The following is a 22,355-nucleotide window of genomic DNA, read 5'->3' as shown; positions in this document are numbered from 1 at the left end:
CGATGAACGTTTTAGACTGTCCAGCTGTTCGACACCACTTCTGCCTGCTTCAAAATCAGTTCCACGGCGCCCGGCGTTTTGTCCGGCGGATACTTATACTTACGCAGCGTCTGGCGCACCAGAATACGCAATCGGGCACGCACGCTTTCACGCACCTGCCAGTCCACGGTGGTGGACTGCCGCAATTTCAATGTCACTTCGATGGCCAGCTTTCTCAGCGTATCATCGCCCAGTTCACGCACTGCACTTTCATTTTCAGCCAGCGCATCATAGAAGGCGATTTCATCCGGGGTCAGCCCTAACGCATCATCACGCGCCATCGCCTCCTGGAACGCTTTCGCCATCTGGATCAGCTCTTCAATCACCTGCGCGGTCTCAATGGCGCGGTTATTGTATTTGAGCAGCACCGCTTTCAGTCGGTCGGAGTATTTCTTCTGCTGCACCACGTTATTGCCCGAACGGGCATGAATGCCGTCATTGAGCAGTTTTTCCAGCAGTTCCACTGCCAGATTACGCTGCGGCATTTCCCGCACTTCTTCCAAAAACTCATCGGACAGCAAACCTATGTTCGGTTTATCCAGCCCGGCGAGTGCGAAGACATCCTCAACCCCGGTCGCGACAACCGCGTTATCGAGGATCTTGCTCAGCAGAGAGTTTTTTTCTGACTGGCTAAACTTTGCCTTCGGATCGAGCTTGATAAGCCCCACCCTGACCGCCGAAAGAAACGCGAACTCCTCCTGTAAGGGTTTCGCCTCATCCAGCGTATTACACAGTGACCAGGCTTTACTCATCGCCAGCGAAACATCGAGGTAGCGTTTTTTACCATCATCCAGCCCCAGAATATAGTTCACCGCATCGCGTAAGAACGCTAACGGGTCGCGAGAAAAACCTGCGTAACTGAAGCCGGGTTTTCCTGCCGAGGGCGCAAACATCCCATGAATAATGTCGATTTTTTCCAGCAGAATGGCAAAGGCTTCCCGGGCATCGACCGTGGACTGCCCTTTGCCTTTTGAGTCGGTATAGGTTTTCAGCGCCTGCTTCAGCTCGTTGGCAATGCCGATGTAATCGACCACCAGCCCGCCGGGCTTATCGCGGAACACGCGGTTAACACGCGCAATGGCCTGCATCAGGTTGTGGCCACGCATCGGCTTGTCGATATACATGGTGTGGCAGCACGGCGCGTCAAACCCGGTCAGCCACATATCACGGACTATAACCAATTTGAGCGGATCGTTTAAATCTTTAAACCGAGTTTCAAGGCGCTTTTTAGTCTGCTTGTTGTAGATGTGTGGCTGGAGATGGTCTTTATCCGATGCCGAGCCGGTCATAATGACTTTAATAGCCCCTTGTTCGACATCCGTGCTGTGCCAGTCTGGGCGGATCTCGGTGATGGCATTGTAGAGCTTCACACAGATATCACGGCTCATGGCGACTATCATCGCCTTGCCATTCATCGCCGCATTGCGTGTTTCAAAGTGCTGAACCAGATCGGCCGCGACCTGTTTGATGCGTGGCTCAGAACCTACCAGCTTTTCCAGACGGCTCCAGTCACCTTTGGTTTTCTCCTGCTGGCCGGTCTCTTCATCTTCCACCAGCTCATCCACCTGATCGGAGAGCGTTTCCAGCTCCTCATGGTTCAGGTCGAGCTTTGCCAAGCGGGATTCGTAGTAAATCGGCACCGTCGCGCCGTCATCCACCGCATCCTGAATATCGTAGATCGAGACATAATCACCGAACACGGCACGGGTATCTTTATCTTCAGACGCAATCGGTGTACCGGTAAAGCCCATAAACGACGCATTCGGTAGCGCATCGCGCATATGCTTGGCGTAGCCGTATTTATAGGCCCCGGTTTGCCGGTCCAGCGTGGCGCTCAGGCCATATTGGCTGCGGTGCGCTTCATCGGAAATCACCACGATGTTGCTGCGGACGTTAAGTGCCGGATGGCTCTGTTCACTGTCCAGCGGCGCAAACTTCTGCACGGTGGTAAAGATAATGCCGCCGGATTCACGGGCGTTGAGCAGCTCGCGCAGTTCGTCGCGGTCGTTGGCCTGTAACGGCGTTTGCTTGAGTAAATCATGCGCCTGGCAAAACGTGGCGTAGAGCTGCCCGTCAAGATCGTTACGGTCGGTCACCACGACGATGGTCGGATTATTCATCTCTGTTTGTTGCAGCAGCTTTCCGGCGTAACAGCACATGGAGATACTTTTGCCGGAGCCCTGGGTATGCCACACCACGCCCGCTTTTTTACTGCCGGGGGTAATGTTGCTGCGCAGCGGAAGATGTTTACCGGTAGAGGCCACAATCGTTGCCGCAACCGCTTCACGCACCGCGTGGAACTGATGGTAAGCGGCAATCTTTTTGATAAGCCGTTTGCCATCGTTTTCAAACAGCACAAAGAAACGAATGTAATCGAGCAGCAGTTCGCTATTAAAGAAGCCCTGCACTACCGTTTTAAGCTGCCAGTGAAACTGCGGTTTATCATCTTCGTTCGCCACCGTTTTCCACGGCAGAAAACGCTCTTCATCAGCGGTCAGAGAGCCGATACGCGCATTTTGCCCGTCGCTCACCACCAGCGCTTCATTGCAGATAAACAGGTCGCTCAGTTCGTTTTTATAGGTCTGCAATTGGTTAAACGCCGCCCAGATATCGGCACTGGCATCAATCGGGCTTTTCAGCTCAAGCACCGCCACCGGCAGGCCGTTGATATAGCCAATCACATCCGGGCGACGTACCTGTTTTATGCCCTGAATCGCCACCTGATTGACCACCATAAAGCGGTTATTGGCGGTGCGGTTAAAATCCATCAGCAGCGCTTTATCGTGGATAACCTTGTCTTCCTGCTTGTACTCAACGGGCACACCGTCGAGCAGCAGATGATGGAAGGCTTTGTTGCTGACGACCAAGTCCGGGCTTTGAGCATGGACGATACGCAGTATCACCTCTTCCAGCACGACAACAGGGAGATGGGGGTTGATGGTTTGCAGCTGCTCCAGCATCACCGGGCGCAGAAACACATCATGAAAGGAGGCACGCAGCGGGTTGTCGCCATCCGGCGCTATATCTAGCCCATGCAGCACTTCCCACCCCTGTTCAGCAAACCATTGCAGGCACTGCTGTTCTAAATCGTCTTCGCTCAGCATCAGGCTTCCTCTGTCGCAGGCTCTTCCACTTCTTCCGGCGCGTTTGAAATCTCTTTCAGTGCCATATTCAGTGGGGCGATAAAAGGATCGAGCGCTTTTTCAAACGCCGTCAGGTTGACCAGCAGCCAGTCGATCATCGCTGGCCAGTTGCTTTCATCGAGGCTGGTAGCAGGTGTGGCAAAGGAGATTCGGCAGGATTTTTTGCCTGGCAGCGGTTCCCACTTCAGCGCATGACCAAATGTCTCTTCAATCGCCGCTTTACGCTCATACAGCCAGTTAAAGGCAAAGGTGTTGCTCTCCGCTGAGGATTTGGCAATCCAGAACTCAACGCGGGTTTCTTTCTTACTAAAAATCATATTGTAAGAAAGTGCGCTGATACCCGAACCGGCGCTAAGCCAGTGGTCTGTTGACGGGCTGATATTCTTGTACAGCGTGCAGGAACTGGCTTTCAGACGCTCCAGCATTTTAGTCCAGAAAGCTTTGCGCAGCAGATGGCGGGTTTTCAGCTCGCCGCTGGTGGACTGCTCTTCGGCTTCCTTCTGCGCCATGCCGATCATGAAAGATTCCGCTTCCGGCGTCGGGATCACCTGCCGGATATCAACGAACACATCGTCATTGAATTTGTATGGTTTCACCTTAAAGCACTGCACACGCAGGCCAAACTGCATCAACCATAGCGCGGTATTGGTGACCTCTTTGCGGAAGCTCGCCGCCACCATCATCACCCTCTGGGTGCGGCTCTGGTTAATTTGCACTTCATCCAGGCTTTCACACTCCAGAAACTCCGCCATCACGTCCGCCGCCGGTCGGGTCTCTTCCGGTTCGTATTTATCGAGATAGAGCTGGAAGATGTCGAGGATCTGCTCTTTACGCAGATTGGCGCAGTAACCTGCATATTTCAGCGCCTGCCATACCACATCGCGCCCGGAGTCATCGAGCTTGTTTTCGATGATCACCAGGTTGCGCTGTTTATCGATAGCCAGCAGGTCGAGCCGCTCTTTGGTGTCGTCAAAACCGGCGAATTCTTTCTGAATAATTAGCAGTTCGTCGTCATTATCGCGGGTCAGTGCTTGGGGGTTTTTTGCCAGCCACTCCTGCAGGTGATAGCGCTCGGTATAACCGAGGCTGCTAAACGACACCTCTTGCAAAGAGTGCAAGCTATTGGTCGGCTTATCGACTTTATACATTTGCCACCTCGCTTACCGCCTGCTCGGCGTCCGGCAGGGTGATTTCGCCCGAGAGGAGTTTTGGGAGCAGGGTGTCGCGGAGTTGGGTTAGAGTTTCTGTTGAACTCTTATTTCTCTGAATCATATTTCTCAACGCAGACACATGATTATTGAATTCATTCAAAATAGCTATTTCTGGATTTATGGTTTCCAACCGATAAACGTTATCCCGATTTAATCCAGGAACAGCAGCATCAGTGTTCATACTTGAAAGATTTAATGTCCCCATTAAATAATAGAGATAGGTTAGTGGAACACCTTCTTTATTTTCGACATAATAAACGGTATCAATTGGATGGAACTTTCCATCCTCCCAATACAGAGTGCCGATAGAACCTTTTCTGCCAACTATAATACCTGGACCTTCAACGAGATAACTGTTGTGTGAGCCAGTGATGCCACCTGAACCATAAACCGAATAAGGTCCTTCTATACGTTCTGTTTTTTTAAGTGCTTTTCCGTAATGAAGTGTCGCAATATTAGAAAATCGTTGTAAATACCACCCTTCAGGAATATCTCCCAACTCACTGTCCTGCATTGCAGACGGAAAAAGTTCTGCCGTGGCTTTTAGCTCGGCATATTGCTCAGGGTGTTCACGCTCAAAAACCTCCAGCGCATCAGTATCTTTCCCGGAAATCGCTGACATGGCCGCAAGCGTCGCGTCTGCCTGCGAACCGCCCGATTCCAGCACTGCCATTTTGGCTTTTACCGGTTCAAAATCGACAAACCAGCTTTTGAACAGGGCTTGTGCCATTTGTTCGAGGGTTTGGTTGATTACGCGGTTTATCTGAACCTTATCAACAATCGCCCCTATTATTTCCACGATCCTATTTTGTTTACTTAAAGGGACGACAGGTAATACAAATTTCTTAAGATCTCTCGCTGGTAACTGAGGAACGGCAGATCCAGAAGTTAGAGCCAAAATTTGCTGTATAACTAAATCTGAATTCAATAAAAAATAGAGAAACCTTGGATTCCACATCGTTGTGTTTGGGCGCAAAATAATCATGCCAGAATTAATTCGGACATTACTTATGCTGACAGACTCATCATAGAGAGCCAAGTTTCCTATCGTTCCTCTAGTAGTAAGAACAATATCATTCCGTTCTAATTTTCCAGCTCGCAGTTGATGATCTTTTTCCATTGAAATAAAAGAGCAATCTGTGAACTCAAAACCATTTTTAGTGACATTCTTTGCAGATAAAAAGAGGCAATCACTTCTATCAAAAAAGTCAGATTGCTTTGGATAGTTCTTACCTCTATCACCATCAATTAGTTTTATTGATAAATTCTCAAGAGTTTCAAAACTCATAACCCAGCCCCCCCAGGTTCGCCTTAATCTGCGCTTCCAGCTTCGCGCTCTCTGCCAGCTGTTCTTTAAGCTGAGCCGTCAGTCGCGCCATCTTCTCGGCAAAGGGTTCAGTATCTTCTTCCTGCTCGGCAGCACCCACATAGCGCCCAGGGGTCAGCACAAAGTCGTTTTTCTGAATATCGTCCAGCGTGGCCGAGAAGCAGAACCCGGCTTCGTCTTCATAGTCTTTATCCGCCTGCCAGGCGTGGAAGGTGTCGGCAATTTTGGCGATATTCTCACGCGTGAAATCACGCAGCACGCGATCTTTCATATAACCAATCTGGCGCGCGTCGATAAACAGCACTTCGCCTTTACGGTGTGCTTTGCCGTCGCCGCCGGATTTGTCTTTGGTCAGGAACCAGATACAGGCGGGGATTTGGGTGTTGGTAAACAGCTGACCCGGCAGCGCCACCATACACTCCACCAAATCGGCTTCGATCAGGTTGCGGCGGATCTCACCTTCGTTGTTAGTGTTAGAACTCATCGAACCGTTAGCCAGCAGCAATGCCATCGAACCTTTAGGGGCCAGGTGGTGGATCATGTGCTGCATCCATGCGAAGTTGGCGTTGCCCTGCGGCGGCGTGCCGTATTTCCAACGCACGTCGTTTTCCAGCTTCGCGCTCCACCACTCTTTCATGTTGAACGGTGGGTTAGCCATAACGAAGTCGGCGCGCAGATCCGGATGCTGGTCGTCCAGCAGGGTATCGGCATTTTTCGTACCAAAATTAAAGTCGATGCCACGGATTGCCATGTTCATCGCCGCCAGCTTCCAGGTGGTCGGGTTGGATTCCTGACCGTAAACGGAGATTTTCTGCTTCTGCTCAGCGGCGTTGTACTGCTTCTCGCCCGCGTGCTCTTCAATAAAACGGTCACTGGACACGAAGAACCCGCCGGAACCCATCGCCGGGTCATACACACGGCCGTTATACGGCTGTAGGCATTCAACAATCAGGGTCACGATGCTTTTTGGCGTGTAATACTGGCCGCCCTGTTTGCCTTCCGCCAGCGCGAACTGGCCGAGGAAATATTCGTACACGTGACCGAGAATATCTTTGCTCTTTAAGTTGAGCTTCTCGCCGTTATATTCCGGGTTGCTGAAGTTGGCGTCAGAGAAAGTATTAATCAGCCCGGTCAACACTTCGTTGCCCAATTGATACTGGCTGATACGGTTCAGAATACCTTTCAGCTTCGGGTTGGTTTTTTCGATTTCATCGAGCGCGTTATCCACCAGCCAGGACACAGAGCGCAGCGTCACATCCTTGCCGGTGGTTTCATCCACCCACAGCACGGTGCCGGTCGGCAACATGGCTTTGTTTTTCAGCGTGTCCCAGCGCGCGGCTTTCGGCACCCAGAAGATGTTCTTTTCGGTGTAGTAATCTTCCACCTCCAGTTCATCCACAATCGCCTGTGCGTACTCTTCATCAGAGTCGTAACCGTCGCGCGACATGGCATAGATGTTGTCCGGGTTGCCGACATCGCGGAACAAGGTGATTAGCTCCTGCTGACGCGCCTCGAAGGCATCGGACACATACTTGAGGAAGATAAGCCCCAGCACCACGTGCTTGTAGTTGGCGGCATCCATGTTGGCGCGTAGCTTGTCGGCGGCTTTCCAGAATTTGTTATCCAGCTCGTTCAGGAACTGTTGTTCGGCGTTGTTCATGAAAATCCTCAGGGGCGATCGCAGCGATAGTGCAAACATGCCTATCTTAAATTTGGTTTTGGAATGCTAATCGCAAAATGATACCCGGAATGACTAGGTTCATAAACGAGATAGCGCAAAGAAGTGGAAGATGGGCTATGGCTAAGTTGACATTAAGTTCCGGGCCTCAAGCAGACGTCTCAACGTTGTCTCGCGAATATGCCAAATTATTCCGCAGCAGATGCTCAGCCCTACGGATTGACAGTCTATATTACTCTCCAAACAGTCTTCATTTACCTTCGGTTTTACGATACATGTCTGGTCGGTTGATCTGCCAGACAAAGTCTGGTCGGTTCAACGGGAGATACCCCATTTTCTGGTATAGCCAAGGGGCGCTGTCAGTGACCAGCATTATCCGTCGCAGGCGTGACATCAATGGATGGGCGTGACAGCATTCAATCAACCAACGACCGAGGCCACTTTTCTGATAGTCGTTCAGCACGTAGACGTCGCACAAATAACCAAAAGTGGCAAAGTCTGTCACCAGACGGGCGAAACCGATCTGTCTTGTGCCATCCAGTAGGCCAAAACAAAGGCTGTTCTGGATAGATACACTGACCGTTTCTATATCAATACCAGGAGCCCAGGACGATTGCGAAAGGTAATCATGAATGGCTTCCAGCTCAAAAAAGGCGGGATCGGTTGTGACCGTAAACAGGTCTTTAGTAAAACTGAGATGCGGGTTATCCACTGATTAACTCCTTGTAAACGAATATGTGACGAGACAGGACCGAACGGTATGTTGGGTAACTCTCAGGATGATTTCTCATGTACCGTCATGATGAACACCAATGGGCTCGCTCCTCGGTTTTCATAGCAATGCGCAACGTCTGTTCTCGCGGTTGCCGAACAGTTGGTGTTCACTTGATACAGGTGATCTTGTACACCCAGTGTGAGTGTGCCTTCCTGGACGTAAAACAATTCAAGCGTTCCATCTGTGTGGCCGGGGGAAGCAAACTTTTCCCCCGGTTGCATTTCCCACATCCACATCTCGGTCATATCAGGGCCACCTGATCCTGCAAGCAGTCTGGCTCGTCCGCCTTTTTCGCCTTGCCATAATTCGGGGATTTCCTCTTCAGCGATGAGATGCACCGTTGGTTTCGAACTGACATCCACAAAGTCTGCCACCGAAACCCCCATCGCGACGGCCAGGCGGCACAACAGAGCAATACTGGGATTTGCCCGGCACCCCTCAATTTCAACCAGTGCACCCTTGCTGACGCCCGCCCGGCGGGAGAGTTCATCAAGGGAGATTTTTTTTTGTTTGCGATACAGCTTAATCCGCTGAGATACAGCTTCATTTACTGTGCTGGCAATCGAACCAGCATCGGTCATTAAATTGCTTTTTTAGTCATTGGTCATTATCATGATTTAAATTGGTCATTACAGGATTATTCCGTGTTAACAGTATCTCCGTCAATTGCCCCTGAAATTTATCGTATTGCACCCGGTTTCCGGGCACTCAGTATCTATGTAAACGCTGCGCCGGTGCTGAACCCTGATATTGGTGAAACAGCGCTGAGAGAAGCTTGTGAAGCGGTTCTTGTCGGTGAGCCTGAGTGGGCAGAATCGCATTTAGCTGCATGGGCTGAGATTTTTCAGACGTTTGGCGCTAAGCCTAAACGCACCCCTTGTTCAGCTGATGCGTTACGTAAGCGTGTATTACGTGACGGCGCGATGCCAGCACTTGACCCCATCGTTGATCTCTATAATGCCGTTAGCCTTCGCTACGCCGTGCCGGTGGGGGGCGAGAACATTGCTGCCTATCAGGGGCTACCACGCCTCGTTGTGGCAACAGGCACTGAGCCGTTTGATACGGTAAAAGAGGGTGAAATCGCCGTTGAATATCCTTCGCAAGGTGAAGTTATCTGGCGTGATGATGCCGGTGTGACCTGCCGTCGCTGGAACTGGCGACAAGGAGTCAGAACCCGCTTAGATGTGGAAGCACAGTACATGTGGTTTATTCTGGAGAGTCTGCCGCAAATGCCACTGGAAAAACTTCACGAAGCCGGGAAGATGCTGACCGATGGCCTCGAAGCAATGATGCCAGGTCTGCGGGTTGACGTAACTCTCATTGAAGAGCAACAACCGTAATACCATTGAGGAGAAACACCATGTTCACCGACTTGTCTGCTTTCCCTATGACCCCTGTTACCGCCAACGGCGTCGATGAAAAGGGATTCAATAATATTTTGGCCCGCCTTACGACGGCACGGGTGGATTCAATGGGTATTCTGGGGTCTACCGGTAGCTACGCCTATCTAACCCCGGAGCAGCGCAAACGTGTCGCGACTCTGGCAAAACAGGTTGCTGGGGATATCCCTGTTATGGTGTGTGTGGGGGCAGTCAGGGAAGGTGCGAATAAGCAGGTCATTTCTTCCCAAGCTGACTCGCTGATTAAAATTTCGCGGATCTGGGCCGATTTTTTTCCCGCAAACACATCGAATCAGCCTATTTAGGCTATTTTTTCCACCATTTCTGGCGTTATTTCCGGTTTTTACTGAGATCTCTCCCACTGACGTATCATTTGGTCCACCCGAAACAGGTTGGCCAGGGTGAATAACATCGCCAGTTGGTTATCGTTTTTCAGCAGCCCCTTGTATCTGGCTTTCACGAAGCCGAACTGCCGCTTGATGATGCGAAACGGGTGCTCCACCCTGGCACGGATGCTGGCTTTCATGTATTCGATGTTGATGGCCGTTTTGTTCTTGCGCGGATGCTGCTTCAAGGTTTTTACCTTGCCGGGACGCTCGGCGATCAGCCAGTCCACATCCACCTCGGCCAGCTCCTCGCGCTGTGGCGCTCCTTGGTAGCCGGCATCGGCTGAGACAAATTGCTCCTCTCCATGAAGCAGATTACCCAGCTGATTGAGGTCATGCTCGTTGGCCGCGGTGGTGACTAGGCTGTGGGTCAGGCCACTCTTGGCATCGACACCAATGTGGGCCTTCATGCCAAAGTGCCACTGATTGCCTTTCTTGGTCTGATGCATCTCCGGATCGCGTTGCTGCTCTTTGTTCTTGGTAGAGCTGGGTGCCTCAATGATGGTGGCATCCACCAAAGTGCCTTGGGTCATCATGACGCCTGCTTCGGCCAGCCAGCGACTGATGGTCTTGAACAATTGACGGGCCAGTTGATGCTGCTCGAGCAGGTGGCGGAAATTCATGATGGTGGTGCGATCCGGCAGGGCGCTATCCAGGGATAATCGGGCAAACAGGCGCATGGAGGCGATTTCGTACAGGGCATCTTCCATGGCACCGTCGCTCAGGTTGTACCAATGCTGCATGCAGTGAATACGCAGCATGGTCTCCAGCGGATAGGGCCGTCGGCCATTGCCCGCCTTGGGATAAAACGGCTCGATGACAGCGGTCATATTCTGCCATGGCAAAATCTGCTCCATGCGGGAGAGGAAAATCTCTTTTCGGGTCTGACGGCGCTTAGTGCTGAATTCACTATCGGCGAAGGTGAGTTGATGGCTCATGATGTCCCTCTGGGATGCGCTCCGGATGAATATGATGATCTCATATCAGGAACTTGTTCGCACCTTCCTTAGCGACTGTGTAAAACTGGCTTGTGAGGCTCTCGCCTGGAAATCAATGTAATCACTCAATCTTGAGCTATCGCTGGCGATAATGAGCGGAACAGACGCTTCAAGATTTAGATTGAATACAGGTGAAAGGTTGTACGATGGCGCACTATTGGTACTGGTTAGGGATGATGTAGCAGAATCACGAAGCGCTCCCGCTTGCAGAGAATCACCATTCAGGCTGTATTGTTCTACCGCTGTCCCTGTATGAATGAGCCTGTTTACCATTCTGTGTAAATGCCTTTCTCAGAAGTGACCGTCAAGGCGGTCACCGAACTCGATAATAAAGCGACTCATGGCTATCCGCCAGTCCTGAAGTGGCATCGTCCATTTCTGTGAGGCTGACTGGATAGCCAGCCTCATCACTTTTTTCACCGATTCATCTATCGGGAACACTTTCCGTTTCTTTATCGCATGTCTGATGACGCTATTCAGCGATTCGATTGCGTTAGTGGTGTAGATAACCTTGCGGATCGCCTCCGAATACACGAAGAAGGTGGCAACATTCGGCCAGTTTGCCCGCCAGCTGCGACTTATCTGCGGGTACCGTGCATCCCATTCCTTCCCGAACGCATCCAGCGCCTGCAACGCGCCTTCTTCCGTGGCTGCGCGGTAAACCTGTTTCAGGTCACGGGTTACCGCTTTATAGTCTTTCCACGCCAAGAACCGCAGGCTGTTGCGTGCCATGTGTACTATGCACAACTGGATCTGCGTCTCCGGGTAGACGGCATTAATCGCTTCCGGGAAGCCTTTCAGGCCGTCCACACAGGCGATAAGGATATCGTTCAGCCCGCGATTTTTCAGTTCCGTCAGTACATTCAGCCAGAACTTTGCACCTTCATTTTCGGCCAGCCACATACCTGGCAGCTCTTTCTGACCATCAAGGTTAATACCCAGAGCCAGGAACACCGCTCTGTTGATAACCCGGCTGTCCTGCCGTACTTTCAGGACAATACATTCAAGATAAACAATGGGATAAATCGCATCCAGAGGACGGTTTTGCCATTCTACAACCTGGTCGATTGCGGCATCGGTGACTTTCGATATCAGCGCCGGAGAGACGTCTGCATCGTACATTTCTTTGAAGACTGAGGTAATTTCGCGGGTAGTCATCCCTCTGGCATACAGCGCCAGGATCTGGTTGTCCATGCCGGTAATGCGGGTCTGATTTTTCTTCACCAGTTGTGGTTCGAAGGAACCATCACGATCACGTGGAGTACGTAATTCCATCGGCCCGTCGGTAGTGGTGACGGTTTTCGTGGAATAGCCATTACGGGAGTTGGTTCCCGATTTGGGCTGATTTTTATCATGTCCCAGATGGTGAGTCAGTTCAGCGTTGAGAGCAGCCTCAACACTGATTTTCTTGAGCAGGCGATCGAACTGACTGAGATCTTCAGGGGTTTTGAGATTTTTGGCCAGTTCGTTAGCCAGAGCCTGCAATTGTTTGTCGTCCATAATTTAACCTTCATTTGATGTTGAATTGAACATATCAAAATCAGGCAATTACACAAATATATGTACAGGCTCGCACCTGGGCTTGCCTGACTGACCGCAGGCCGGCGACGACAAGGTGGAAAAGTTCGGCGTGTGGCTCTGGCGGCAACGATCCCGCGAAGGGCGGACGGTGCTTGAGCTGTTGAACGTAAGCATGCGGGCAAACCATCTTGCGCGACTATGCCGGATGCCACCTATGCGGCAGCAGCTCTGCAATCTCACTAGCTCGCTGCGTCGGCAACCGTCTCAGCACATCCTTGAGATAGGCATACGGATCGTGCCCATTATTACGGGCCGACTGGATCAAACTCATGATCGCAGCAGCGCGCTTGAGCATGCGAACCCGCGCCGAGCATTTGAGAAGGCAACGGGATGAACGCTGGCTGGATAGCCGTGGTTTTCTGGGTAAGCAGGCGAATCCATTTGTGGACGAGGTTGGCATTGAGGCTGTAGCCCAAGGCGATGTTTGCGATGGAGGCACCGGGTTCAGAACACTCCTGAATGACCTGGGCCTTGAAAGATTTGCTGTAGGTACGGCGCTGAGGGCGCATGGAAAATCCGCTTGATGGGCCATGGCCTTCGGCGGCGGTGTCGGGAAGGTGTGTTGGCCGGACGGATACTGTTGAACTACGTTGTCTGGGGCAACGGAAGTGTTTCGGCCCGACTCTGGAACGCCATCCGCAGCGACGACTGGGCAATTCCGCACGTTGGCCTGAGCAGCCTCGGGGAAATCGTCGTCTGGGCGCGCCCAGACGAGTTTCCGCCAAGGAACATGCAGACAAGCAAGGGGCTGCGGGCACTCGGCTACAACGTGAGGATCGGTGTTTGATCGAGGCACCTGTGGCACACGCAGGCTGAGGAGCCAGGCGCTGTCCATTGCCTGATCAGGCCGCCCCCCTGTGCCTTGCCTGAGCAGTTGACCTGCATCAATGGGGCGGGAGAACGCTGCACATTGACTCTTGACTCTTGAAGTTTTTCATGGTAGGCCTAGTATTGCAAGGATTTCCTTGGCCGGAACCGCAAAGCGACGCGATTGGAGAGGGTGAGATGAAAGCGCACCTACAGGTGATTTTCACGCTCGATGAATTGGCTGTGTACTTGAAAGTCGGCAAGCGGACGCTTTATCGGCTCGCCGCACACGGGGAAATTCCGGCTTTCAAGGTGGGCGGGACGTGGCGGCTTCGTCAAAGTGAAATCGATCAGTGCATCAATGATCAGACCCGAGCCGGAGCAAAGAAGGAGGTGATGCGCAAGCGTGAACAGCAGAAGTCATCCGAGCAGCCCGTGTCGCCTGGGCGCACTGCCCGTCGCAGCAGGCAAAGGGCTTGAGTAACTCGTTTTCCAATTTTTCTGGAGGTATGACATGGACATCGATTTCAAGAAGTTGGCTCCCTGGAACTGGTTCAAGAACGAGCAGCAAGAGCAGCAGACCGCCTCTTCCCTGCCGGTGCAGCGCAATGACCTGCCAGCGGCGAGCGGGCCAGTCAGCCCGATCCTGCAACTGCATCGGGAAATCGACCGGCTGTTCGATGACGCATTCCGGGGCTTCGGTTTTCCGGCGTTGAACATGCCGCAGTGGCCATCCGATTGGTCGGGCATGCTGAAGCCGGCCCTGGACATCCAGGAAACCGACAAGCAGTACAAGATTGCCCTGGAAGTGCCCGGTGTCGAGGAGAAGGACATCCAGATCACCCTCGACAACGACGTGCTGATGGTGCGTGGCGAGAAGCGCCAGGAACAGGAGAAGAAGGAAGGTGGCTTCCACCGTGTGGAGCGCTCCTACGGCAGCTTTCAGCGTGCCTTGAACCTGCCTGACGACGCCAACCAGGATTCGATCAAGGCATCGTTCAAGAACGGGGTGCTCACGGTCACGATCGACAAGCGCGAGGTCAGTGCGCCGAAGCAGGGACGCTCGATCCCGATCAACGGCTGACGTCGCCGGCTCGTTCGTCACAAGAAAAACCCGGCCCGAGACGAGGTGTCGCGGCTCGCGATGCCTCGTCGCCTCAACCTTTTCAACCTTCTAAGGAGCATCAGCATGGCCAGAAAACAATGCCAGGTCTGCGGCCAACCCGCCACCGTGCGGGTGGAAGCCAATCTCAACGGTCGTCACAGCACCATGCTGTTGTGCGACGACCATTACCGGCAATTAGTGCGCCAGCAAAAGCGCACCGTTTCGCCGCTGGAAGCCTTGTTCGGTTCGCGCAGCGGCCTGTTCGAGGACTTCCTCGGCAGTGACTTCTTCCGCATCGGCGACGACGCGACGCCAGTTGCCGCCGATACCGATGACGTGGTCGATGCCTCGTTTGGCGAGCCCGCCGCCGCAGGTTCGGGTGCACCGCGCCGTCGCGGCAGTGGGCTGGCCAGCCGCATCAGCGAACAGTCGGAAGCCTTGTTGCAGGAGGCCGCCAAACACGCTGCCGAATTTGGCCGCTCCGAGGTGGATACCGAACATCTGCTGCTGGCGCTGGCCGACAGCGACGTGGTCAAGACCATCCTGGGTCAGTTCAAGATCAAGGTCGATGACCTCAAGCGGCAGATCGAGTCTGAGGCCAAGCGCGGGGACAAGCCCTTCGAGGGCGAGATCGGCGTGTCGCCGCGCGTGAAGGATGCGCTCAGCCGCGCCTTCGTGGCCTCCAATGAACTCGGCCATTCTTATGTCGGTCCAGAGCATTTCCTGATCGGTCTGGCCGAGGAAGGCGAAGGGCTGGCCGCCAACCTGCTGCGCCGCTACGGCCTGACGCCGCAGGCGCTGCGCCAACAGGTCAGCAAGGTGGTCGGCAAGGGCGCCGAGGATGGACGCGCAGAGACGCCGACCAACACGCCAGAACTCGACAAGTACTCGCGCGACCTGACCAAGATGGCGCGCGACGGCAAGCTCGACCCGGTGATCGGCCGCGCGCAGGAGATCGAAACCACCATCGAGGTGCTGGCCCGGCGCAAGAAGAACAACCCGGTGCTGATCGGCGAGCCGGGTGTGGGCAAGACCGCCATCGTCGAAGGGCTGGCGCAGCGCATGGTGGCGGGTGAAGTGCCCGAGACCTTGCGCGACAAGCGCCTGGTGGAACTCAACATCAACGCCATGGTGGCCGGCGCCAAATATCGCGGCGAGTTCGAGGAGCGCGTGCAGAAGGTGCTGAAGGAGGTGACCGAGCACCAGGGCGAGCTGATTTTGTTCATCGACGAGGTGCACACCATCGTCGGTGCCGGCCAGGGCGGTGGCGAAGGCGGGCTGGACGTGGCCAACGTGTTCAAACCGATGATGGCGCGCGGTGAACTCAACCTGATCGGCGCCACGACGCTGAACGAGTACCAGAAATACATCGAGAAGGATGCCGCACTGGAGCGGCGCTTCCAGCCGGTGACGGTGCCCGAGCCGACGGTGGCCCAGGCCATCATGATTCTGCGCGGCCTGCGCGACACCTTCGAGGCGCACCACAAGGTCAGCATCTCCGAGGACGCGATCATCGCGGCGGCCGAGTTGTCCGACCGCTACATCACGGCGCGCTTCCTGCCGGACAAGGCGATCGACCTGCTCGACCAGGCGGCCGCGCGCGTCAAGCTGTCGGCCACGGCCCGGCCGGTGGCCGTGCAGGAGCTGGAGTCCGAACTGCACCAGCTGCGGCGTGAACAGGATTACGTGGCCGCGCGCAAGCAGTACGACCAGGCCGCCGAGCTCGGCAAGCGCATCGAAGCCAAGGAGGCCGAGCTCAAGAAGCTCGTCGAGAACTGGGAGCGGGAGCGGGCCTCCGGCAGTGCCGAGGTCAAGGCGGAACACGTGGCGCAGATCGTCTCGCGCCTGACCGGCATCCCGGTCAACGAGTTGACGGTGGAAGAGCGCGAAAAGCTGCTGCACTTGGAACAACGGCTGCACGAGCGCCTGGTGGGACAAGACGAGGCGGTCCGTGCCGTGGCCGATGCCGTGCGGCTGTCCCGCGCCGGCCTGCGCGAAGGCAGCAAACCGGTGGCTACCTTCCTGTTTCTGGGCCCGACCGGGGTGGGCAAGACCGAGCTCGCCAAGGCATTGGCCGAATCGATCTACGGCGATGAGCACGCCCTGTTGCGCATCGACATGTCGGAATATGGCGAACGCCATACCGTGGCGCGGCTGGTGGGCGCGCCTCCGGGCTATGTCGGTTACGACGAAGGCGGTCAGCTCACCGAGAAGGTGCGGCGCAAGCCCTACAGCGTGCTGCTGCTCGACGAGATCGAGAAGGCACACCCTGACGTCTACAACATCCTGCTGCAAGTGTTCGACGACGGTCGCCTCACCGACGGCAAGGGCCGGGTGGTGGATTTCACCAACACCATCATCATCGCCACGTCCAACCTGGGTTCGGACATCATCCAGCGACGGCTGAAGGCGCGTGGGGCGGCCGACGAGGAGTACGAAAAGACCAAGGCCGAGGTCATGGACGTGCTGCGCGGCCACTTCCGGCCCGAGTTCCTCAACCGCATCGACGAGATCATCGTCTTCCATGCGCTGGGCAAGGAGGAGATCCGCCACATCGTCGGCCTGCAGCTCGATCGCGTGGCGCGCAGCGCCGCCAGCCAGGGCGTGACGCTCACTTTCGATCAGACGCTGATCGACCATTTCGCGGAAGAAGGCTACAAACCCGAGTTCGGTGCGCGTGAACTCAAGCGCCTGATCCGCAGCGAGCTGGAAACTGCGCTGGCGCGCGAGATGCTCGGTGGCAGCATCGGCAAGGGCGATCACGCCAGCGCACGCTGGGACGACAAGGCCGAACGCGTGGTGTTCGAACGCAAAGAGCTACCGCAGACCCCGGCCGAGCCGGAGCAGCCGGATGTCGCGAAGGCGACCGAGACGCCGCACGGCGACGCTGGCAAAGGCTCGCGCAAGAAGAAGTCGGCGAGCGACGCATCGTGATGGGCGTGTTCGAGCACGCCTACCGGATTCTCGACATCAACCGCGCGGTGCTGGAGCGCTGTGCGCGCGAGCTGCTGGCGCGGGAAACGCTCGACGAAAGCGATATCCGTCAATTGACTCAAGGACTTGTTCGGAACTGAAAACAGTAGTAGGTGCCATTCAGAGTAAACTGACGGCTCTGTTCAGTGCGTCATCCAATTCGTCGGCATTGTTCAAGGAGAACCGATATGTCTGCATTGACTCCGTGGGACCCCTTCCGGGAACTGGATGAATTGCAAAACCGCCTGGCGACGATGTTCGGACGAATACCCCAGCGACAGGGCGCCCGTACCGGCAACGAAGCCATGACCACGGCGGACTGGGCACCAATGGCGGACATCAGCGAGGATGAGAACGCATTCCTCCTCAAGCTGGATCTGCCGGAGGTCCCCAAGGATGCCGTGCGCGTCAGCGCGGAAAACGGTGTGCTCACCATCAGCGGCGAGCGCAAACTGGAAAAAGAGGAGCAGGGCAAGAAGTTCCACCGCATCGAACGTGCGTATGGCCGCTTTGTGCGCAGCTTTGTCTTGCCTGACAACGTTGATCCGACCAAGGTGACGGCTTCCATGAAAGACGGCGTGCTGGAAGTGCGGCTTGTCAAGGCCGAGCAAGCCAAACCGAAACAGATTGAAATCTCAGTCAACTAACTTCAACCAAGAGCCCAAGATCATGAATATCAAACAGCCACAATACACCTTCTCCGCACTTGCCCTGGCGGTCGTCGTCGGACTGAGCGGACCGGCTCTGGCCCAATCGGCGGCAGGTTCTAGCCCAGGTGCTGCAGCACCCTCTGCCGCATCCAAGGCGGCACAGCCACAGGTAGATGACAAGGCCGCCCGGGAAGCCGATAAAAAGCGTGCCGAGCTCACTCAAGACGCCATCACGGCGCTCACCAAGACCCAGGAGGCTTTGACCCTCCTTGATGCAAAGAAGACCAAGGAGGCGCTTGCTGCGCTGGAACTGGCCAGCGGAAAGCTGGAACTGGTATTGGCACGCGACGCCAAACTTGCTTTAGCGCCGGTCGATGTACGCGTCATCACCCACGATATCCACGCCAACGTGGAATCGGTAAAGAAAGCGGTCAAGTTGTCTCGGGAGTTGTTGGGTGATGGCGAGGTGCAAAAGGCCCGGCCCATCGTTGCCAATCTGGCCAGCGAAATCGTAATCCAAACCGACAACCTTCCGATGGCAACGTACCCGGCAGCGATCAAGTCGGCCGCACGGCTCATCGACAGCGGCGAGATCGACAACGCCAAAGCGGAACTCGTCCGAGCACTGAACACGCTGGTGGTGACCTCGGTCGCCTTTCCTCTGCCCGTGCTACGGGCCGAAGCCGCGATGGCAAAAGCTGAAAAGCTGGCCGAGACCGACAGGCGCGATGCCAAGCAGAACGAGGAGCTCAGCACCTTGCTGTCGTCCGTGCGCACGGAGATCGAGATGGCGCAGATCCTGGGTTATGGCAAGAAGGCGGACTTCAAACCCATCTTCGATCAGGTGAAGTCCATTGAGCAAAAGTCGGCTGGTGGCAAAAGCGGCAAGGGATGGTTCGACGAGTTGAAGACGCGCATCCAAAAGCTGTTTTGAGGTGATGAAGGGGCTGACTGCTCTGCCGGTCAGTCTCGCGATGTTCGCATTCAGCCCCAATAGATTCGCCTATTTTCACTATCTCATACGAGGCATATCACCATGAATGAGCAAACACCGAATCCCAATGCGACGAACGAAGGAATAAACGAACAGGCCGCGGTAAGCAGCCTTCCTGTCAGTCCAGAGTCCAAGCCTGAAGTCGTCACGGAGGTACAGCCTGAGGTTCAGAAAGAAACGGACTCACAGGCGGCAGACAAACGTAAACAAGTCCTCGATGAGGCAGTCTCGGCCTTGTCGCTGACCAAATCCGCGCTGGCCGCACTTGACGGCAAGGACACTGCACGCGCATTGGCAACGCTGGCCGAAGTGACGGGAAAGCTGGAGCTGATCGTCGCGCGCGAACCCACGCTCGCCCTGGCCGGCGTTGATGTGCGCACCATCGTGCACGACTTGTTCGCCAACACGGAAACCATTGAGGCGATGACCGACGAGGCGCTGGATGCCCTCAAACATGGCGAGGTGCAACAGGCTCGCCACGTGCTGGCTTTGCTGGCCAGTGAAATCGTGATCACGGTCACCAACATCCCTTTGGCGTCCTATCCCGCAGCCGTGAAGGCAGTCGTGCCGCTGATCGATCAGGGCAAGATCGAAGAAGCCAAAGCCGCGCTGCAGTCAGCGCTCAGCACGCTGGTCGAGGAGCGCAGCGTGCTTCCGCTGCCCGTCCTGCGTGCGAAGCTGCTCCTGAAGCGCGCCGAGCCCCTGGTAGAAGATGGTCAGCGCAGCGAAGCATCCAATGAGCGCCTGGAGACATTGTTGAACGAAGCCCGGCAGCAGTTGGAAATGGCAGAACTGCTGGGCTATGGAAAAAGGAAGGACTTTGAGCCCCTGTACGCTGAACTCAAGAAAATCAAGGAAAAGACGGGAGGGGGAGGCTGCGGAAAAGGCTGGCTCGATGAAGTCAAGGCAAAACTGTCCAAGTTGTTCTGAAACCGCTGGAGAGGGGGCGCATAGCGCCCCCTCTCTTGTCCCATGAGTGTTTGATTTTTTATTTTGTATAGATCTTTAGGAGATATTGCATGAACACAGACACCATCGCCAATTCCAATGCGGATGACCCCACCAAAGCACTGTGTTCGCTGAGCCAAAATTGGTGGCTTTTTGTGCTGCGCGGTGTCTTGGCATTGATTTTTGCAGCCCTCGCGTTCTGGATGCCACAATCGGCTCTGTTGGCCATGACCATCATGTTCGGCGCATTTTCCTTGGTCAATGGCGCGTTCAACTTGTTTGCAGCGGTGCGCCATATCCAGAAAAAAGAGCGCTGGGGCTGGCTGCTGTTCAGCGGCATTGTCGGCATACTTACGGGCGTCGTCGTCCTGGTTGCTCCTTGGGTCGCCACGATAGTCTTGGCTTCTTTTTTATGGGCTAGCGTGGGCTTCTGGGCGATTTTCACCGGTGTGCTGGAGATATCCGCCGCCGTTCGGCTGCGTCGGGAAATCAAGGGTGAAATCTGGCTTGCCCTCAGTGGACTGCTCTCGATTATCCTTGGTGCTATCGTCTTGTGGATATTTTTTACCCGTCCGGTCGAGTCATTCGTGGCCGCAGGCTGGCTGTTGGGTTTCCATGCGGCAGTCTATGGCGTCACGCTTTTGTTCTTGAGTTGGAGTCTTCGCAAAACGCGCCTGGGGTAAGAGCGTGCCAAACCAAAATCTATGGATATGAGCATCCTCGATTCATGCCTCCGTAGAAATGACATCGAAGGAGTCATACATGCAGATACAATATAGCTATCGAGCTATCGACAAAGAGTTTCATGAACCTTGGCAGAGAGCTTTGGGAAATGTGATCGAGCACGCCCTCAAGCCATTGCTCGACAAACACACTAAAGATTCAGCGCGACTTCAAATCGTCCTTGATCGCGACAAGATCAAGCGGCAATTTCTGGCCAGTGGCTATATGCACCTGCCCGGCAAAAAGATTGTCAGCGTTACTGCATCACATAACGAGCTGACGCCCCTCGCGCAGATGCTCGCACAGTCGTTGTTCCGTCAGGCCAAGAAGCATTTTGACCGACTGCATGCTCAGGATCAAATCAAGCGCAAAGCACGACGCGAGCGCTTGCGCGAGCTCAAGGTGCGGATTGCCGCAAAACCCGCATCAGCCGCCCATGAGGCCGAGGTGACCCGAATGCCTCTACTGTCGAAACTTGAGGCTGTCGCAAGGCGTGAGCTGGCTTATCTGCGGGCCGTCGGCGATTTACCGCGCGATTATCCGACGCTGCGCGACGTGGTGGATGAAGCGATTGTCCGAGCTAAGGTGGAATGGCAATCCGTGCCGGGGGAAAAAGAGGCTTACACCGGTCTTTTGAAGCATCTGTTCGCCGTCCTGGATAACGAAGTGGCAAGCAGCCGGCAATTTGGCGAATCCGTTTCTCTGGACGCGCCGGTCGAACCGGATGCCCAAGACGTGGCCGAGGCCATGGTGGAAGAGGAAATCTTCGAATTTTATCAGCACGATGACACACTCAAGCTGGCCGATATTTTCGCTGGCAGTCAGCATCCCGATGTCGCAACGATCGCGGAACAGGAGGAGCTGATTGATCGGTCGAGCGAGTTCGCTTTTGCATTTGACCTGCTGAAGGACATGCCGCGTTTGTGGCGGCGCATTTTTCTGCTTATCCGTGTGGACGGGCTGAATGCCAGCAGCGTCTCTGAAATCCTGCTGATTCCTAGTAAGGAAGATGCTGCCCGAAGGTGGCTCATGCAGGCCGAAGCATTCATCGCTGCTCATCTGGAAGAGGCCGGAGTAAGCAAAAACGGGAACGATTGGCTCCAAGGCGTTGATTGGTCAGCATTGTCTGTGACCCGAAGCGAGGCAGCCTCACTGTGGTCCAAGGAGGCGAACCATGAAGAATGATCTTCACCTCGTCTGCCCGCATTGCCAGTCCATCAACCGCGTACCGACTGCGAAGCTATCGGAACATCCCAACTGTGGCCGCTGCCAGCAGCCCTTGTTCACGGGCGAGCCCATCGAGTTGACCACGGCGACGTTCTCGCGCCACGTGGAGCGCAGCGATCTGCCGCTGCTGGTCGATTTCTGGGCGCCATGGTGCGGGCCGTGCAAGATGATGGCGCCACAGTTCCAGCAAGCGGCGCACCAGCTCGAACCGAGGATCCGGCTGGCGAAGGTGAATACCGAGGCTGAGCCCCACCTGGCCGCGCAGTTCGGTATCCGCAGCATCCCGACGCTCGCCCTGTTCCAGGGTGGGCGGGAGATCGCCCGTCAGGCCGGCGTGATGGGCGCGCAGGACATCGTGCGCTGGACGTCGACGCAAGTGGGACGCTGACC

The 22,355-nt window shown here is 55.0% G+C and carries 21 protein-coding genes and 4 pseudogenes; 13 read left to right on the top strand and 12 right to left on the bottom strand.

The features are described from left to right. Nucleotides 1-11: 11 nt before the first annotated feature. The 6 genes from C3406_RS07535 to C3406_RS07510 form a co-directional block, all read right to left on the bottom strand. The gene (locus tag C3406_RS07535; RefSeq protein ID WP_016154565.1) at nucleotides 12-3,143 is read right to left on the bottom strand and encodes a type I restriction endonuclease subunit R; all 3,132 of its coding nucleotides are present in this window, start codon (nucleotides 3,141-3,143) and stop codon (nucleotides 12-14) included. After that, a complete protein-coding gene (locus C3406_RS07530) occupies nucleotides 3,143-4,330 on the bottom strand; it encodes a DUF4268 domain-containing protein (protein ID WP_048785443.1) in 1,188 nt (395 codons plus the stop codon). Before C3406_RS07530 ends, C3406_RS07535 begins: the two co-directional genes overlap by 1 nt. Continuing rightward, nucleotides 4,323-5,681 carry a restriction endonuclease subunit S gene (locus tag C3406_RS07525; protein WP_048785445.1) on the bottom strand — a complete coding sequence of 453 codons (1,359 nt, stop codon included), beginning with the start codon at nucleotides 5,679-5,681 and terminating at the stop codon, nucleotides 4,323-4,325. Before C3406_RS07525 ends, C3406_RS07530 begins: the two co-directional genes overlap by 8 nt. Continuing rightward, a complete protein-coding gene (locus C3406_RS07520) occupies nucleotides 5,671-7,380 on the bottom strand; it encodes a class I SAM-dependent DNA methyltransferase (RefSeq protein ID WP_048785447.1) in 1,710 nt (569 codons plus the stop codon). The genes C3406_RS07525 and C3406_RS07520 overlap by 11 nt, the downstream gene beginning before the upstream one ends. 268 nt (nucleotides 7,381-7,648) lie before the next feature. Beyond that, entirely contained in the window at nucleotides 7,649-8,110 is a 462-nt protein-coding gene (locus C3406_RS07515; protein ID WP_019077728.1) for a GNAT family N-acetyltransferase, read from the bottom strand. Between the two features lie 62 nt (nucleotides 8,111-8,172). Next, nucleotides 8,173-8,754 carry a helix-turn-helix domain-containing protein gene (locus tag C3406_RS07510; protein ID WP_103829359.1) on the bottom strand — a complete coding sequence of 194 codons (582 nt, stop codon included), beginning with the start codon at nucleotides 8,752-8,754 and terminating at the stop codon, nucleotides 8,173-8,175. Between the two features lie 63 nt (nucleotides 8,755-8,817). On the opposite strand from C3406_RS07510, the gene C3406_RS07505 reads away from it, so the two are divergent. Continuing rightward, nucleotides 8,818-9,513 carry a B3/B4 domain-containing protein gene (locus C3406_RS07505; RefSeq protein ID WP_019077727.1) on the top strand — a complete coding sequence of 232 codons (696 nt, stop codon included), beginning with the start codon at nucleotides 8,818-8,820 and terminating at the stop codon, nucleotides 9,511-9,513. 20 nt (nucleotides 9,514-9,533) lie between these two features. Further along, nucleotides 9,534-9,779 (top strand): annotated as a pseudogene (locus C3406_RS07500) (dihydrodipicolinate synthase family protein); the annotation flags it as partial. Here the strand turns inward: C3406_RS07500 and C3406_RS26800 are convergent. The 6 genes and pseudogenes from C3406_RS26800 to C3406_RS25985 form a co-directional block, all read right to left on the bottom strand. Then, nucleotides 9,681-9,935, bottom strand: a complete 255-nt coding sequence (locus tag C3406_RS26800; RefSeq protein WP_305955147.1) for a hypothetical protein — start codon at nucleotides 9,933-9,935, stop codon at nucleotides 9,681-9,683. The pseudogene C3406_RS07500 and the gene C3406_RS26800 sit on opposite strands and share 99 nt — an antisense overlap. Continuing rightward, nucleotides 9,917-10,897 (bottom strand): IS5-like element ISKpn26 family transposase, encoded by a 981-nt coding sequence (locus C3406_RS07495; RefSeq protein ID WP_016154089.1) that lies wholly within the window; start codon nucleotides 10,895-10,897, stop codon nucleotides 9,917-9,919. Before C3406_RS07495 ends, C3406_RS26800 begins: the two co-directional genes overlap by 19 nt. Nucleotides 10,898-10,942: 45 nt before the next feature. Then, nucleotides 10,943-11,152, bottom strand: a pseudogene (locus C3406_RS26795) (hypothetical protein); the annotation flags it as partial. Nucleotides 11,153-11,248: 96 nt separating this feature from the next. Further along, nucleotides 11,249-12,457: an IS256 family transposase gene (locus C3406_RS07485; RefSeq protein ID WP_016154562.1), complete on the bottom strand. Its 1,209-nt coding sequence runs from the start codon at nucleotides 12,455-12,457 to the stop codon at nucleotides 11,249-11,251. 217 nt (nucleotides 12,458-12,674) lie between these two features. Beyond that, nucleotides 12,675-12,839 (bottom strand): annotated as a pseudogene (locus C3406_RS07475) (transposase domain-containing protein); the annotation flags it as partial. Beyond that, nucleotides 12,784-13,047, bottom strand: a complete 264-nt coding sequence (locus C3406_RS25985; RefSeq protein ID WP_001247776.1) for a transposase — start codon at nucleotides 13,045-13,047, stop codon at nucleotides 12,784-12,786. The gene C3406_RS25985 and the pseudogene C3406_RS07475, both read right to left, overlap by 56 nt. Before the next feature lie 14 nt (nucleotides 13,048-13,061). On the opposite strand from C3406_RS25985, the gene C3406_RS25980 reads away from it, so the two are divergent. From C3406_RS25980 to trx-GI, 11 genes and pseudogenes are all read left to right on the top strand, one after another. Further along, nucleotides 13,062-13,325 (top strand): hypothetical protein, encoded by a 264-nt coding sequence (locus C3406_RS25980; protein ID WP_001295708.1) that lies wholly within the window; start codon nucleotides 13,062-13,064, stop codon nucleotides 13,323-13,325. A 218-nt stretch (nucleotides 13,326-13,543) separates the two neighbouring features. Beyond that, on the top strand, nucleotides 13,544-13,825 hold the full coding sequence (locus tag C3406_RS07465) for a helix-turn-helix domain-containing protein (RefSeq protein WP_060617813.1): 282 nt from the start codon (nucleotides 13,544-13,546) through the stop codon (nucleotides 13,823-13,825). 34 nt (nucleotides 13,826-13,859) lie between these two features. Then, on the top strand, nucleotides 13,860-14,429 hold the full coding sequence (gene hsp20 / locus C3406_RS07460) for a small heat shock protein sHSP20 (protein ID WP_000350435.1): 570 nt from the start codon (nucleotides 13,860-13,862) through the stop codon (nucleotides 14,427-14,429). A gap of 105 nt (nucleotides 14,430-14,534) precedes the next feature. Further along, nucleotides 14,535-17,384, top strand: coding sequence for a heat shock survival AAA family ATPase ClpK (clpK, locus tag C3406_RS07455; protein WP_016154561.1), 2,850 nt, complete (start codon nucleotides 14,535-14,537; stop codon nucleotides 17,382-17,384). Next, nucleotides 17,300-17,524, top strand: a pseudogene (locus C3406_RS26790) (hypothetical protein); the annotation flags it as partial. The gene clpK and the pseudogene C3406_RS26790, both read left to right, overlap by 85 nt. Nucleotides 17,525-17,611: 87 nt before the next feature. Next, nucleotides 17,612-18,070 carry a small heat shock protein sHSP20-GI gene (gene hsp20-GI / locus C3406_RS07450; RefSeq protein ID WP_001275372.1) on the top strand — a complete coding sequence of 153 codons (459 nt, stop codon included), beginning with the start codon at nucleotides 17,612-17,614 and terminating at the stop codon, nucleotides 18,068-18,070. Nucleotides 18,071-18,092: 22 nt separating this feature from the next. Continuing rightward, nucleotides 18,093-19,007 (top strand): heat resistance protein YfdX1, encoded by a 915-nt coding sequence (yfdX1, locus tag C3406_RS07445; protein WP_016154559.1) that lies wholly within the window; start codon nucleotides 18,093-18,095, stop codon nucleotides 19,005-19,007. A gap of 102 nt (nucleotides 19,008-19,109) precedes the next feature. Then, the gene (gene yfdX2, locus C3406_RS07440; RefSeq protein ID WP_016154558.1) at nucleotides 19,110-19,997 is read left to right on the top strand and encodes a heat resistance protein YfdX2; all 888 of its coding nucleotides are present in this window, start codon (nucleotides 19,110-19,112) and stop codon (nucleotides 19,995-19,997) included. An 89-nt stretch (nucleotides 19,998-20,086) separates the two neighbouring features. After that, the gene (hdeD-GI, locus tag C3406_RS07435; protein WP_001090779.1) at nucleotides 20,087-20,698 is read left to right on the top strand and encodes a heat resistance membrane protein HdeD-GI; all 612 of its coding nucleotides are present in this window, start codon (nucleotides 20,087-20,089) and stop codon (nucleotides 20,696-20,698) included. A gap of 79 nt (nucleotides 20,699-20,777) precedes the next feature. Beyond that, nucleotides 20,778-21,923, top strand: a complete 1,146-nt coding sequence (locus C3406_RS07430; RefSeq protein WP_016154557.1) for a hypothetical protein — start codon at nucleotides 20,778-20,780, stop codon at nucleotides 21,921-21,923. Next, nucleotides 21,913-22,353: a heat resistance system thioredoxin Trx-GI gene (trx-GI, locus tag C3406_RS07425; RefSeq protein ID WP_000786815.1), complete on the top strand. Its 441-nt coding sequence runs from the start codon at nucleotides 21,913-21,915 to the stop codon at nucleotides 22,351-22,353. The genes C3406_RS07430 and trx-GI overlap by 11 nt, the downstream gene beginning before the upstream one ends. The last annotated feature ends 2 nt before the right edge of the window (nucleotides 22,354-22,355 follow it).

It is taken from the genome of Leclercia sp. LSNIH8 (assembly GCF_002920195.1).
Classification (GTDB): domain Bacteria; phylum Pseudomonadota; class Gammaproteobacteria; order Enterobacterales; family Enterobacteriaceae; genus Enterobacter.
Note: the sequence above shows the minus strand (reverse complement) of the source record. Positions and strands in the feature narration are given on the sequence as shown.